The following is a 13256-nucleotide window of genomic DNA, read 5'->3' as shown; positions in this document are numbered from 1 at the left end:
GCAGCCCCCTGCATTTCCAAATCAGAGCGAAATCGGCCGCCGCCCTGCGAATGCATGGGCCAAGGTCCCGCCATCCACCAGCTCCAGCTCTCCGCCCAGCGGCACCCCATGGGCAATCCGCGAAGCCACCAACCCCTTCTCGCTCAACAACTGCGCAATGTAATGCGCTGTCGCCTCCCCCTCCACCGTCGGGTTGGTCGCCAGGATCACCTCGGTAAAGGTGCCCTGCTCCTCGATACGCGCCATCAGTTGCGGAATGCCAATCGCCTCCGGCCCCAGGCCATCCAGCGGCGACAGGTGGCCCTTGAGCACGAAGTAACGACCACGGTAGCCGGTCTGCTCCACTGCATACACATCGGTCGGCCCCTCGACCACGCACAGCTGGGTGTCATCACGGCGTATGTCGGCGCATTGCGGGCACAGCTCCTGCTCGGTCAGGGTACGGCACTGACGGCAATGGCCTACACCTTCCATGGCCTGGGTCAACGCTTGAGCCAGGCGCAGCCCGCCACTGCGGTCGCGCTCGAGCAGTTGCAGGGCCATGCGCTGGGCGGTTTTCTGGCCGACACCGGGCAGAATACGCAGGCCGTCGATCAGTTGGCGGATGAGGGGGCTGAAGCTCATGAGAAAGGCCTGACAATTCAATAAGAGGCGGTTTATACCCAGCGAGGGCAGTGGCGTCAAATCAGTAGACCGCGCCGTGGGTGAAATCTTTGCAAAAAAAACCGCCGCTGGATTCAGCGGCGGTTTTCGGTATGGCAATGCCCTTAGAACGGCATCTTGAAGCCCGGCGGCAGTTGCATGCCAGCCGTCATGCCGCCCATCTTTTCCTGGCTGCTCTGCTCAACCTTGCGCACCGCATCGTTCAGCGCGGCGGCGATCAGGTCTTCCAGCACTTCCTTGTCGTCCTCGTCGGTCGACATCAGGCTCTGGTCGATGCTGACACGCTTGACGTCGTGACGACCGGTCATCACCACGCTCACCAGACCACCGCCGGACTGGCCGGTGACTTCAGCGTTGGCCAGCTCTTCCTGCATCTTCTGCATCTTTTCCTGCATCTGCTGGGCCTGCTTCATCAGGCCGGCCATGCCACCTTTCATCATGGGGGTATACCTCGATTGGGTCATGTGATGCGGCCCGGCGCAGGGCCGGCCGCATGGTTATCCGTTACTGGCCCTGATTGGCCAGGGCCTCTACAGGCTCAATAGTATCCTGCCGCACCTTGGCACCGAACAACTTGATCATCTGCTGGATCAACGGATCCTGCTCGATCGAGGTGACCGCGTCCTGCTGGCGCTCGGCGCGCTTGCGCGCGGCGGCCTGAGCCGGGGTTTCCTGCTCGGGCAGGATCAACTCGATGCGCAGGTTCAGCGTGCGCCCCAGGTGCTGGTTGAGCGCTTCGTTCAGGCGCCGCTGCTGGGTGGCGTTGAACAACGCACCTTGGCCAGGGTCCAGGTGCAACAGCCAATCGTCGCCATCGGCAGCAATCAGCGTACAGTTTGCCGCGATGTTGCCTGTCATCCCGGACACAGGCAACTGCGGGAATAATTCCAGCCATTGCAGGGCAAGGCCAGTGGCCGGTTTGGCCGCAGGCAGCGGTTCGGCCAATGGCTTGGGTGTCTCTTCCTGGATGTGCTCAGCCAGCTCGTCCAGGTAGCTGAAGCCGACCGGGTCGCTTTCGCCACCGTAATAATCTTCGTCCAGCGGCGGCTCATCGTCGCGGTCCATGCCTACTGAAGCGTAGGCGGACGGATCGAAAGGCGGCTCAAGGTCATGGGCCGGCGCGGCCTGTTGGGGCGCCACCAGGGTAACAGGTGCTGCAGCAGGCTCAGCCACGACCGGCGCGACGGCCGTTGCTGGCGCCTCCCACGGTAGGTCGAGCACCTCCTCTGCCTCAGCTTCGGTTTGAGGCTCAGGTTCGGGCTCGGGCTCTGCGACCGGAACAGGTTCGGCTACCACAACGGGCTCGACCACAGGCTGGGGTGCAGCCTCGACCGTCGCAGGTTCCTGGGCCTGCGGCGCCACAGCCGGCACAACAGGGTCTGCCGCAACCGTGACAGGCGGCGCCACGGCTACCGCTGGCGCTGCCACCGGCGTTGCAGGATCAGCTGTGGCCTGGCTGATCCCCGCTGGCTTTAGCACCGGTTTCGGCGCTTCATCGGTATCGGCCGGGCGGAACGCCAGCATGCGTAGCAGCACCATTTCGAAGCCGCCACGCGGGTCCGGGGCCAACGGCAGGTCTCGGCGGCCAATCAGGCCCATCTGGTAATAGAACTGCACGTCTTCGGCCGGCAGCGCCGAGGCCAGCGCCAGTACCCGCTCGCGATCGCCCTGGCCGTTGTCCACGGCTTCGGGCAGCGCCTGGGCAATGGCCACGCGGTGCAGCACATTGAGCATCTCGGCCAACACGCCAGCCCAGTCCGGCCCTTGCTCGGCCAGGTTGCGCACGGCCTCCAGCAACGCCCGGGCATCGCCTTCCAGCAAGGCCTGCAGCACGCCATAGACCTGACCATGATCCAGGCTGCCAAGCATCGCCCGCACATCAGCGGCCAGCACTTTGCCTTCGCCAAAGGCGATGGCCTGGTCGGTCAGGCTCATGGCGTCACGCATCGAACCATCGGCCGCGCGGCCAAGCAGCCACAGGGCATCCGGTTCGAACGGCACGTTTTCGGCAGCCAGTACGTGGCTGAGGTGCTCCACTACCCGCTCCGGGCTCATGTTTTTCAGCGAGAACTGCAGGCAGCGCGACAGGATGGTGGCCGGCAGTTTCTGCGGGTCGGTGGTGGCGAGGATGAACTTGACGTAGGGCGGCGGCTCTTCCAGCGTCTTGAGCAAGGCGTTGAACGAGTGCGTCGAGAGCATGTGCACTTCGTCGATCAGGTAGACCTTGAAGCGCCCACGGCTCGGGGCGTACTGCACGTTGTCGAGCAGTTCGCGGGTGTCCTCGACCTTGGTACGGCTGGCGGCGTCGATTTCGATCAGGTCGACGAAACGGCCTTCGTCGATCTCCCGGCACACCGAACAGGTGCCGCACGGCGTGGAGGTGATGCCGGTTTCGCAGTTAAGGCACTTGGCGATGATACGGGCGATGGTCGTCTTGCCCACGCCGCGGGTACCGGTGAACAGGTAGGCGTGGTGCAGGCGCTGGTTGTCCAAGGCATTGATCAAGGCCTTGAGCACATGGGCCTGGCCGACCATTTCGCGGAACGAGCGCGGACGCCATTTACGTGCAAGAACCTGATAACTCATCGAAAAACCATCGTAGCCTGATAGAGCGGAAGAGCGCTAATGCTAGCGGAGCGGGGGCAAAATTGCACCCTGCGCGAGTCGTCTAAGCTTTGAGGCAGGCGCGTTGTTCAGGGAGGATACGCCTTTGCGAAGTTTGCTGGCCCTGCTACTGCTCTGGCCCATGCACAGCCTGGCTGAACAGCCCGTGCTGCGCTTCTCCGTTGCAGAGAGCTGGAGCATGCCGCTAGTACGCATAGAAGGCGACCAGCCGGTGGAAGGCCTGGTGTATGACCTGATACAAGCGCTGGCCAAGGAAGTGGGCGTACGCCCCCAGTATCACGTTATGGCCCGCCTTCGCCTGCAGGAGGCCATGAACAACGGCGATATCGATGTGCGCTGCTATGTCAGCACCCAGTGGTTCAATGACCGCCCCGGGGATTTTGTCTGGAGTATCCCGCTGATACGCCAGCGTGACGTGTTGGTGGGTCGTGTCGGCGACAGCACCCCAATGCCCCCGGAGCAACTGCCACCCCAGGCTATCGGCACGGTACTGGGTTACACCTACTCGACCCTGCAGCCGCTGCTGGATCAGGGCCAGTTGCGCCGTGAAGACAGCCGCAGCCAGTTGCTGGTGCTGCAGAAACTGCATGCGGGTCGGTACCGGCATGCAGTGAGCAATCAACTGTCTTTGCAGTGGTTCAACCAGGGCTTGCCGGCAGAACAGCAACTGCAGGGCTTGGCAGTGCTGGAGGAACAGGACCTGGGGTGCATGGTGCGCAATGACCCGGCGATACCGACCCAGGGAGTGCTGCGGGCGCTGGTGCGACTGAAGCAATCGGGGGAGGTCGAGCGAATAATGCAGCGGTATGGGGGGATAGACAATCCGGCCCCCATGACTGTAGCTCACCCCTGATCTGCGTCAGCAAGCAAGCAGGCAATCTGACTACAACCGCTATTGGAAGACAGCGATACCGCTCTTGCCACGGGTGGAACATAGTCAGCGACTAACCCAAGCGCATTCGCCGTCACTTGATAAGCCAGCCCGATGCCAGCAATCCCGCACTCAAGAACATCCCCACGCCAAACACAAGATGCGTGGCCAGGCTCTTAAGACAGTTTCGCACAGGCTTCGGCGTCCTGGACGCAAAGAACCCCGCCCCCATCGCCGGCTGCATTAAACACAACGGTGCCACGACCGTACCCACGCCAACAACTGCTGCAGGTAACAAAGTAGGCGACAGCAACCAGCCCTCCCCTACGATCACAACCAGCAGCATTGCGAACAGCACACCGATGGCGTAATGAATCACCCACCCCCACGCCAACTCATATCGCACGGGTTCGGCTTTGGCAATCGCCTGATGCAGTACACGACCGTTAAGCAAATGCCCCGCCCAACGCCCAATCATGGCGAAATCAAGCGTGGCAACACCCAAGCGCCGCAGCAGCAGCCCCCACACGTCCATCACCACCGTGGCACCCATGCCAATCGGCAATGCAGCTGAAAACATCGCAGTAATCGTCATAGAACAAGCCCTCGAAGATTGACGGTCATCACCATGACGCGCAGCATAGAAGTTGAAGTCAACTTCAAGTCAAGGGCCCTAAATGGACATTGCCGACGTCGCCAAACGCACAGGCGTACCCGCCTCGACACTGCGTTACTACGAGAAGAAAGGTTTGCTCAAGTCACTCGCCGGGCACGGCCAACGGCGGCAGTTTGCAGCCGATGTGGCGGACCGGCTGGCGCTGATCGCCCTGGGGCAGGCTGCGGGGTTTTCGCTGGATGAAGTGGGGGCGATGCTGGTGGACTTGCAGGTGAACCGGCAGATGCTGATGGCCAAGGCGGACGAGCTGGATGCGCGGATCAAGCGGTTACAGGCGATGAGCAAGGGCTTGCGGCACGCAGCGCAATGTCCGGAAGAAGATCATTTGGCATGCCCGAAATTCCAAAGGCTGATGAAGCTCTCTGCGGCAGGGGCACTGAACGACAAGCAGGAAAGTAAGAAGGCGTTCGCCGCAGTTTGAGGTTTTCCGACCCCGGAAATGGAGGCGGCCCCACCAGCCACACCCCGGCACTCGATGTTCCCGCTATGGCTGCTCCCTTCCGGGCCTGACCAGGTTAACGGGTAATCAATGCGGGGGGACCGATGGGGCCACCACTACATGCCTCGCTGAGCAGCGAGTGGCGCCATTGTACCGGTCTTGGGGGCAGATACAACCTCTAGCGGGAGAAAAAGTCATCATTTCTCAATGACTTGTCAGGGCTGACGTGGCAGCCCCCTCCTTTTCGCGGGTAAACCCGCCCCCACAAGAAACGCACGCCGGCCTTTAAACCGTGCCCCCCTGCCCGGCCAGGAAGGTGACAAAGGCATCTTCGTCCAGCACCTTCACCCCCAGCTCGGCAGCCTTGGCCAGCTTGGACCCCGCCCCTGGCCCGGCCACCACGCAGTGGGTCTTGCCAGACACCGAACCCGCCACCTTGGCCCCCAGGCTTTCCAGCTTGTCCTTGGCGATGTCGCGGCTCATGCGCTCCAGGGTACCGGTGAGCACCCAGGTCTGACCTACCAGCGGCAAACCTTCGGCCACCTTCTTCTCGCTGGTCCAGTGCATGCCGAACGCCAGCAACTGCGCTTCGATGTCCCGCGCCAGCTTCTGGTTCGCTTCATCCTTGAAGAACTCACGCACGGCATCCGCCTGCTTGGCCGCAAGGGCCTGGCGCAGGTCGATGCCGTCGGCGGCGATGATCTTTTCCAGGGTGTCGAGCTTGGCCACCAGCTTCTCGGCCCCGGTCGGGCCGACCGAGGCAATATCGAGCTTGGCAATCATGCCGGCGAGGGTGGTGCTGGCGGCGAATTCGGCAGCCAGTTCGCCCTCGTCCTGCAGTTGCATGCCGCTATCGAGCAGTTGCTTGATGACCTTGCGGTTGTGCTCGTCTTCAAAGAAGTTGTGGATCTCGTGGGCAACCTCCAGGCCGATGTCCGGCAGGTAGGTGAGCACCTGCGGCAATGCCTGCTGCACGCGCGCCAGGCTGCCCAGCGAGCGGGCCAGCACCTTGGCAGTCTCTTCGCCTACATCCGGAATGCCCAAAGCGTAGATGAAGCGCGCCAAGGCCGGGCGTTTACTGGCCTCGATGGCATCCAGCAGCTTCTTGCTGGACACTTCGGCGAAACCTTCCAGGCCAACGATCTGGTCAAATTCCAGCTTGTACAAGTCTGCCGGCGAGCCGATCAGGCCTTCGTCCACCAGTTGCTCGACACTCTTCTCACCAAGCCCATCGATGTCCATGGCACGGCGCGACACGTAGTGAATGATCGCCTGCTTGAGCTGGGCGCCACAGGCCAGGCGGCCAACGCAGCGGTACACCGCGCCTTCGCTGGTGGTTTCCTTGCCCTTGCTGCGTTTGACCAATTGAGTACGCTCGACCTGCGAGCCACACACCGGGCACGCGCTCGGCACCTCGACCGGGCGGGCATCTTCCGGGCGACGCTCCAGCACCACCTGCATCACCTGCGGGATAACGTCACCGGCACGGCGGATGATTACCGTGTCACCGATGCGCAGGCCCAGGCGGGCGATTTCGTCCATGTTGTGCAAGGTGGCATTGGACACGGTCACACCCGCAACCTTGACCGGCTTCAGGCGCGCTACAGGCGTTACCGCCCCCGTGCGGCCAACCTGGAATTCGACGTCCAGCACCTCGGTCAGCTCTTCCATGGCCGGGAACTTGTGGGCAATCGCCCAGCGTGGCTCACGCGCACGGAAGCCCAACTCGCGCTGGGCGGCCAGGCTGTTGACCTTGAACACGACACCATCGATTTCATACGGCAGGCTGTTACGTCGCTCGCCGATGTCGCGGTAGTAGGCCAGGCATTCTTCGATGCCTGCCGCATGCTTGAGCTCGCGACTGATCGGCATCCCCCAGGCTTTGAGCTGTTCAAGGATGCCTATATGGCTGTCGCCGATGCTTTCAGACACCTGACCAACGCCATAGCAGCAGAACTCCAGCGGGCGGCTGGCGGTGATTTTCGAATCCAGCTGGCGCAGGCTACCGGCGGCGGCGTTGCGTGGGTTGGCGAACGTCTTGCCACCGGCTTCGGCCTGGGCTGCATTGAGCCGGTCGAAACCGGCCTTGCTCATGTACACCTCGCCGCGCACCTCCAGCACCGCCGGCCAGCCCTCACCCTGTAGCTTGAGCGGGATGTTGCGCACCGTGCGCACGTTGGCGCTGATGTCTTCGCCGGTGGTGCCATCGCCACGGGTAGCGCCCTGCACCAGCTGGCCATCGCGGTACAGCAGGCTCACGGCCAGGCCGTCGAGCTTGGGTTCACAGCTGTAGTCGACCGCGCCGGGCTGATCGAGGCCTTCTACAACGCGGCGACCGAACTCACGCAGGTCGGTTTCCTCGAAAGCGTTACCCAGGCTGAGCATCGGGACTTCATGGCGCACCTGGCTAAAGGCGGCCAGGGCAGCGCCGCCGACACGCTGGGTGGGCGAGTCGGGTGTGACAAGGTGCGGGTGCTCGGCTTCAAGCGCCTTCAGCTCGTTGAACAGGCGGTCGTATTCGGCATCCGGCACGCTGGGCTCATCGAGCACGTAGTAGCGGTAGTTGTGCTGGTCGAGCTCGGCACGCAGTTCGTGGATACGGGTTTCGGCGGTCATTTTCAGGTTCTCTTGCATAGCAAAAGAGCAGCCCTTGGCTGCTCTTGCGCTTGAAACAGGGTGGACAGAGGTCTGCCCACTTGGGCACATCAGCGCTTCTGGGTCAGCGCGCGGCGCTCGAACTCGACGATACGCTGGCGGTAGTGCTCGATCGTCTGGGCGGTCAGCACGCTGCGCTGGTCGTCCTTGAGCTCACCGTTCAGTTCGTGGGCCAGCTTGCGTGCCGCAGCCACCATCACGTCGAAGGCTTGCTTCGGATGGCGCGGGCCCGGCAAGCCGAGGAAGAAGCTGACGGCACGGGTGCTGAAGTGGTCGATGTCGTCCAGGTCGAACACGCCAGGCTTGACCGCGTTGGCCATGGAGAACAGCACTTCGCCGTGGCCGGCCATGCTCTCGTGGCGGTGGAAGATGTCCATTTCGCCGAAGCGCAAGCCGCTTTCCAGAATGTTCTGCAGCAGTGCCGGGCCCTTGAAGCCGCCCTCGTCGCGGGAGATCACGCTGATAACCAGCACTTCCTCGGCCGGCGGCAGCTCCTTCACGCTGCTGCTGGCAGGGGCCGCACCGCTATTGCGGGTGTTGTCGGCGGCGAAGTCGTCGTCGCTTTCGGCAAACAGGTCCGGCTCACGCGGCTCGGCGCTGAGGTTCAGGTCGCCCTGCTGGACGTCGGCGGCCGCACGCTTGCCGCGCTTGCCGGCCCTGACCGGCTTGGGCTCGCGCTCACGATCACGCGCAGAAGCGCTGAGCGACGGCAGGTCGCTTTCGTCCAGCTCAGGCTCCTTGTGGGTATCCAGCACCCGCGACGGGCCGAGCACTTCGGCACTGCCGCCGTCTTCGTCCGGCAAGTTGGAATAACTGCGATCCAGACGGAATTTCAATTTGCCTTTGCCGCCGCGCATGCGGCGCCAGCCGTCGAAAAGAATCCCGGCAATGACAATGATGCCGATGACGATCAGCCACTCGCGCAGACCGATTTCCATGTAATCCCGTGCCTCTATAAAAATATGCTTGAAAACAAAGGGTTCAAAGCCCTTTAACACGTGGCGCCAACTCTATGTTCTGACAGGCGTTTTACCCACGCAAAAAACGAGTGACATTAAGCTAGCACGACCAAAGACAACTTTACACCGTCTGTCGCACATGGCGGGGGCATTTCGCTACAGAATGTGCCCCCATCGTCGCGCATCACGCATCGACCATGGCCATGGCTGCCTCCACATCAACTGCAACAAGGCGTGAACACCCGGGTTCATGCATGGTTACCCCCATCAATTGATCCGCCATCTCCATGGCAATCTTGTTATGGGTGATGTAGATGAACTGCACGCTTTCACTCATTTCCTTGACCAGACGGGCGTAGCGCCCGACGTTGGCATCGTCCAGCGGCGCGTCGACTTCGTCGAGCATGCAGAACGGTGCGGGGTTCAACTTGAAAATGGCAAACACCAGCGCCAAAGCGGTCAGTGCCTTCTCGCCGCCGGACAGCAGATGGATGGTGCTGTTCTTCTTACCCGGTGGCCGTGCCATGATCGTCACCCCTGTATCGAGTAGATCTTCGCCCGTCAGTTCCAGATAAGCGCTGCCGCCCCCAAAAACTTTTGGGAAAAGTGCCTGTAATCCGGCATTTATCTGATCAAAGGTATCCTTGAAGCGGTTGCGGGTTTCCTTGTCGATCTTGCGGATGACGTTTTCCAGGGTCTCCAGGGCTTCGACCAGGTCGGCGTCTTGCGCGTCCAGGTAGCGCTTGCGCTCGGACTGCTGCTCGTATTCTTCGATGGCCGCCAGGTTGATCGCACCCAAGCGCTGGATGCGTGCTTCAAGCTGCTCCAGCTCCTGCTCGGTACCCTGCTCGCTGGCGTCGGCCTCAAGGGTGGCGAGCACACCTTGCAGGTCATAGCCATCGGCCAGCAGCTGCTCCTGCAAGGTTTTGCGCCGCACATCCAAACCTTGGCATTCTAGGCGCAACTGTTCCAGTTGGCCGCGCAACACCAGCGCTTGCTGCTCGGCCTGGGTGCGGCGTTTTTCGGCATCGCGCAGTTCGCGGTCGGCTTCGTCCATGTGCAGGCGGGCCTTGCGCATTTCCTCGTCGACGCTCATGCGCCGCTCCAGCAGCTCCTCCAGCTTCAGGCGCAGCTCTTCCTGCGGGGCCTCACCCTCCTCCAGGTTCAGGCTCAGTTGTTCCTGGCGCTCGGTCAGGCGCGCGGCCTGCTGCTCCAGGCGTTCCAGAGCCTGACGAGTGGAATCGTGCTGGGCGCGCAGCGACCCCAGGCGCACGGCCAGCTGGTGGGCGTGGTCCTTGTGCTGACGGGCTTCCTGGCGCACCCGATCGAGGCCTTCACGCAGCGTGTCGCGGCGCGCCATCAACTGTTCACGTTGCTCGGTGTCCTGGGCCATCAGCTCCAGGGCTTCTTGCAGCAGCAGGCGTGATTCGCCCAGCTGCTCATGCTCCAGGGCACGCTGCTCTTCCAGCTCAGCCAATTCTTCCTGCAGGCGCCGGCGGCGCAATTCGACCTGCTCGGCGCGGGCACGGCTGGCCGACAGGCTGGCATTGAGTTCGCCATGCAGGCGGTTTTCTTCCTGGCTGCGGCGGCGCAGCTGTTCGCGCTGCTCTTCCAGGCCCAGCTGCTGCTCGCGCAGGGTTTGCAGTTGCTGTTCCAGGTGCTCCAGCGCCGCCTCCTGCTCCAGCTGCTCCTGACCTAACCGTTCGATTTCCTGACCGCGTGCCAAAACCCCGCCTTCGGCCTCACCACCACGACGAACCCGCAGGAAATGCCGGCCAACCCAATAGCCATCACGACTGACCAGGCTTTGCCCTTCAGCAAGGGCTGCGCGCCGGGCCAGCGCCTCGGCCAGGTTTTCTACCGGTTTGACCTGGCCAAGCCACGGCGCCAGGTCGATAGGGCCTTCAACTTTTTCCAGCAGGCTGCCGGGCAAGGATGCGTTGTCGGCGCTGGCCAGAAGCAAGCGCAACTCGCCCTGCTCCAGGCCAGCAAAATCGAGCTTGCCGAAGTCGTCCACCAGTACGGCTTGCAGATCGGCGCCAAGCACCGTTTCCACAGCCAGCTCCCAACCAGGCTCCACCCGCAGGCCTTCTGCAAGGCGCGGCTGCTGCGCCAGGCTTTGGCTTTGCAGCCAGTCAGCAGCACCTGCACCCGGCTCCAGCGCGGCCTGCTGCAAAGCCTCCAGCGAAGCCAACCGGCCGCCCAGGCGCTGCAGGTCACCCTGCGCCTGTTGTTGTGCCTGGGTGGCCTGTTGCAACTGCTCGCGCCCGCCTTCCAGTCGCTCGACCACCTGCTCTTCCGACAGTTGCAGTTCTTCCAGCAGTATTTCGCTGCTGGCCAACTGCTCAGCCAGTTCAAGCATGGCGGCATCCTGCGGGTCGCTACCCAGTTGCTCACGCTCCTCGCCCAGCTTGCGCTGGCGTTCGGCCAGACGCTCCAGGCTGGCTTCCAGCTGCTGCAGGCGCGCCTGCTGCACCTCGGCCTGGCGGCGCGGCTCGGCGGAGCGGCTGTTGAAGCTGTCCCACTGCTCCTGCCAACCGTGCATGCCCAGCTCGGCCTCTTCAAGAGCGGCAGCAGCCTCTTCGGCAGAGGCAAGGGTCATTTCCTGCTCGGGCTCCAGCATGGCCAGCTCTTCGCTCAAGGTGGCCAGCAAAGTGCGGTCATGGCCCAGGTGCGACTCAGTCTCCAGGCGCGTGCGCTCGGCTTCCTTGAAGTCGTCCTGCAACTGGCGCAGGCGCTGCTGGCCGTGCTGGATACTCTGCTCGACCCGGGCGATATCACCGGCCACCGAATAGAAGCGGCCCTGCACCAGGTTGAAGCACTCGGACAATTCGTGATGACCGTCGCGCAGGCGCTCGATGCTGGCATCGGCGTTGCGCTGCTCGGCCACCAGCGCCTCATGGGACACGTCCTGGTCGCCGATCACCGACTCACGCTGACGCACTCGCTCATCCAGGTCGCGCCAGCGCAAGGCCGACAGACGCGCCTTCATCTGGCGCTCCTGGGCCTTGTACTCACGGTACTTCTCAGCTGCCTGGGCCTGGCGGTGCAGGCGTTCCAGCTGGCGTTCCAGCTCTTCGCGCAGGTCGGTCAGCCGGGCCAGGTTTTCCTGGGTGCGGCGGATGCGGTTTTCGGTTTCGCGGCGGCGTTCCTTGTACTTGGAAATGCCGGCGGCTTCCTCGATGAAGTTGCGCAGCTCCTCGGGCTTGGCCTCGATCAGCTTGGAGATCATGCCCTGCTCGATGATCGAGTAGCTGCGCGGCCCCAGGCCAGTACCCAGGAAGATATCGGTAATGTCGCGCCGGCGGCACTTGGTGCCGTTGAGGTAATAGCTGTTCTGCCCGTCGCGGGTGACCTTGCGGCGGATCGAAATCTCGGCGTAGGCGGCGTACTCGCCGACCAGGGTGGTTTCGCTGTTGTCGAACACCAGTTCGATGCTGGCCTGGCTGACCGGTTTGCGGCCACTGGAGCCGTTGAAGATGACGTCGGTCATCGACTCGCCACGCAGGTTCTTCGCCGAACTCTCGCCCATCACCCAGCGCACTGCGTCGATGATGTTGGACTTGCCGCAGCCGTTGGGGCCGACGACAGCCGCCATGTTGCTGGGGAAGTTGACCGTGGTCGGGTCGACGAACGACTTGAACCCGGCCAGGCGAATGCACTTCAGGCGCATCGGTCAGCCTCGGGCCAGCGCCGCCAGCACCAGTTCGCAGCTGCGCTGGCCGTAGGCGGTGAGCACCTCGCGAATGCGCGGCAGGTCGCGGGCGACCACGGCTTCGAGCAGGCGGGCGAACAAGTCGAGGTAGTCGATCATGTTGGCCTGGCGCTGGTCCAGCGACAGGTAGTAGGCACGGCTCATGGCTGGCTGGAGGTTTTCCACGGTTTCCTGCAGGAACGGGTTGTCGGCGAATGGATAAGCCGCACGCATGACCGCAAAGCTGTCGGCGACGAAGGCCTTGATGTCGAGCTGGTCATGGGCACGCTGCAGGCGCTGCTGGATCTCCAGAAACGGGCGCAGGTCGGCTTCGGTGCGCCATTTTTGCGCAACCGCGTTGCCCAGCAGTATGTAGAACTCGCCCATCAACGAACACAGGCTGCGCACGCTGCGCTCGTCCAGCTTGGTTACATGGGCACCTCGGCGCGGCAAAATCGCCACCAGGTGGCGGCGCTCGAGGATCAGCAGTGCTTCACGCACCGAGCCACGGCTGACGTTGAGCGCCTGGGTAACCTTCTGCTCCTGGATACGCTCGCCTGGCGCCAGCTCGCCGCGGATGATGCGTTCGGCCAAGTAATCGGCAATCTGCTCGGAGAGGCTGTCCGGGGCCTTGAACGTCATGGTTTTCCTTCAAAATCATTGAACTGGGCACA

The 13256-nt window shown here is 62.9% G+C and carries 10 protein-coding genes and 1 other RNA gene; 2 read left to right on the top strand and 9 right to left on the bottom strand.

Annotation, left to right across the window (positions count from 1 at the left end):
• Nucleotides 1-21: 21 nt before the first annotated feature.
• From recR to dnaX, 3 genes are all read right to left on the bottom strand, one after another.
• On the bottom strand, nucleotides 22-624 hold the full coding sequence (recR, locus tag D8767_RS09705; protein ID WP_016711711.1) for a recombination mediator RecR: 603 nt from the start codon (nucleotides 622-624) through the stop codon (nucleotides 22-24).
• A 143-nt stretch (nucleotides 625-767) separates the two neighbouring features.
• The gene (locus D8767_RS09700; RefSeq protein ID WP_003254305.1) at nucleotides 768-1103 is read right to left on the bottom strand and encodes a YbaB/EbfC family nucleoid-associated protein; all 336 of its coding nucleotides are present in this window, start codon (nucleotides 1101-1103) and stop codon (nucleotides 768-770) included.
• Between the two features lie 64 nt (nucleotides 1104-1167).
• A complete protein-coding gene (gene dnaX, locus D8767_RS09695; protein ID WP_016711712.1) occupies nucleotides 1168-3249 on the bottom strand; it encodes a DNA polymerase III subunit gamma/tau in 2082 nt (693 codons plus the stop codon).
• Nucleotides 3250-3373: 124 nt separating this feature from the next.
• Here dnaX and D8767_RS09690 point away from each other — a divergent pair, with 124 nt between their 5' ends.
• Nucleotides 3374-4141, top strand: a complete 768-nt coding sequence (locus tag D8767_RS09690; RefSeq protein ID WP_029380208.1) for an ABC transporter substrate-binding protein — start codon at nucleotides 3374-3376, stop codon at nucleotides 4139-4141.
• A 112-nt stretch (nucleotides 4142-4253) separates the two neighbouring features.
• Here the strand turns inward: D8767_RS09690 and D8767_RS09685 are convergent, their stop codons facing one another.
• Entirely contained in the window at nucleotides 4254-4754 is a 501-nt protein-coding gene (locus tag D8767_RS09685) for a DUF2938 domain-containing protein (RefSeq protein WP_016711714.1), read from the bottom strand.
• 82 nt (nucleotides 4755-4836) lie between these two features.
• Between D8767_RS09685 and D8767_RS09680 the strand changes: the two genes are divergently transcribed.
• Complete coding sequence (locus tag D8767_RS09680) at nucleotides 4837-5256, top strand: helix-turn-helix domain-containing protein (protein WP_016711715.1); 420 nt, start codon at nucleotides 4837-4839, stop codon at nucleotides 5254-5256.
• A gap of 28 nt (nucleotides 5257-5284) precedes the next feature.
• Here D8767_RS09680 and ffs read toward each other — a convergent pair.
• From ffs to D8767_RS09655, 5 genes are all read right to left on the bottom strand, one after another.
• Nucleotides 5285-5381: signal recognition particle sRNA small type (gene ffs / locus D8767_RS09675), an RNA gene on the bottom strand.
• A 178-nt stretch (nucleotides 5382-5559) separates the two neighbouring features.
• Nucleotides 5560-7890, bottom strand: a complete 2331-nt coding sequence (ligA, locus tag D8767_RS09670) for an NAD-dependent DNA ligase LigA (protein ID WP_029380209.1) — start codon at nucleotides 7888-7890, stop codon at nucleotides 5560-5562.
• 89 nt (nucleotides 7891-7979) lie between these two features.
• Nucleotides 7980-8867 (bottom strand): cell division protein ZipA, encoded by an 888-nt coding sequence (zipA, locus tag D8767_RS09665; protein ID WP_016711717.1) that lies wholly within the window; start codon nucleotides 8865-8867, stop codon nucleotides 7980-7982.
• A 205-nt stretch (nucleotides 8868-9072) separates the two neighbouring features.
• A complete protein-coding gene (gene smc, locus D8767_RS09660; protein ID WP_016711718.1) occupies nucleotides 9073-12561 on the bottom strand; it encodes a chromosome segregation protein SMC in 3489 nt (1162 codons plus the stop codon).
• Between the two features lie 3 nt (nucleotides 12562-12564).
• On the bottom strand, nucleotides 12565-13224 hold the full coding sequence (locus D8767_RS09655; RefSeq protein ID WP_016711719.1) for a GntR family transcriptional regulator: 660 nt from the start codon (nucleotides 13222-13224) through the stop codon (nucleotides 12565-12567).
• Nucleotides 13225-13256 lie beyond the last annotated feature (32 nt).

Source organism: Pseudomonas sp. LTGT-11-2Z (genome assembly GCF_003691445.1).
GTDB classification, from domain to species: Bacteria; Pseudomonadota; Gammaproteobacteria; order Pseudomonadales; family Pseudomonadaceae; genus Aquipseudomonas; species Aquipseudomonas monteilii.
Note: the sequence above shows the minus strand (reverse complement) of the source record. Positions and strands in the feature narration are given on the sequence as shown.

Excerpts from the sequence above, each read along its gene's own strand:
- recR (WP_016711711.1), bottom strand. The coding sequence starts at position 624 with ATGAGCTTCAGCCCCCTCATCCGCCAACTGATCGACGGCCTGCGTATT.
- D8767_RS09700 (WP_003254305.1), bottom strand. The coding sequence starts at position 1,103 with ATGATGAAAGGTGGCATGGCCGGCCTGATGAAGCAGGCCCAGCAGATG.
- dnaX (WP_016711712.1), bottom strand. The coding sequence starts at position 3,249 with ATGAGTTATCAGGTTCTTGCACGTAAATGGCGTCCGCGCTCGTTCCGC.
- D8767_RS09685 (WP_016711714.1), bottom strand. The coding sequence starts at position 4,754 with ATGACGATTACTGCGATGTTTTCAGCTGCATTGCCGATTGGCATGGGT.
- D8767_RS09680 (WP_016711715.1), top strand. The coding sequence starts at position 4,837 with ATGGACATTGCCGACGTCGCCAAACGCACAGGCGTACCCGCCTCGACA.
- ligA (WP_029380209.1), bottom strand. The coding sequence starts at position 7,890 with ATGACCGCCGAAACCCGTATCCACGAACTGCGTGCCGAGCTCGACCAG.
- zipA (WP_016711717.1), bottom strand. The coding sequence starts at position 8,867 with ATGGAAATCGGTCTGCGCGAGTGGCTGATCGTCATCGGCATCATTGTC.
- smc (WP_016711718.1), bottom strand. The coding sequence starts at position 12,561 with ATGCGCCTGAAGTGCATTCGCCTGGCCGGGTTCAAGTCGTTCGTCGAC.
- D8767_RS09655 (WP_016711719.1), bottom strand. The coding sequence starts at position 13,224 with ATGACGTTCAAGGCCCCGGACAGCCTCTCCGAGCAGATTGCCGATTAC.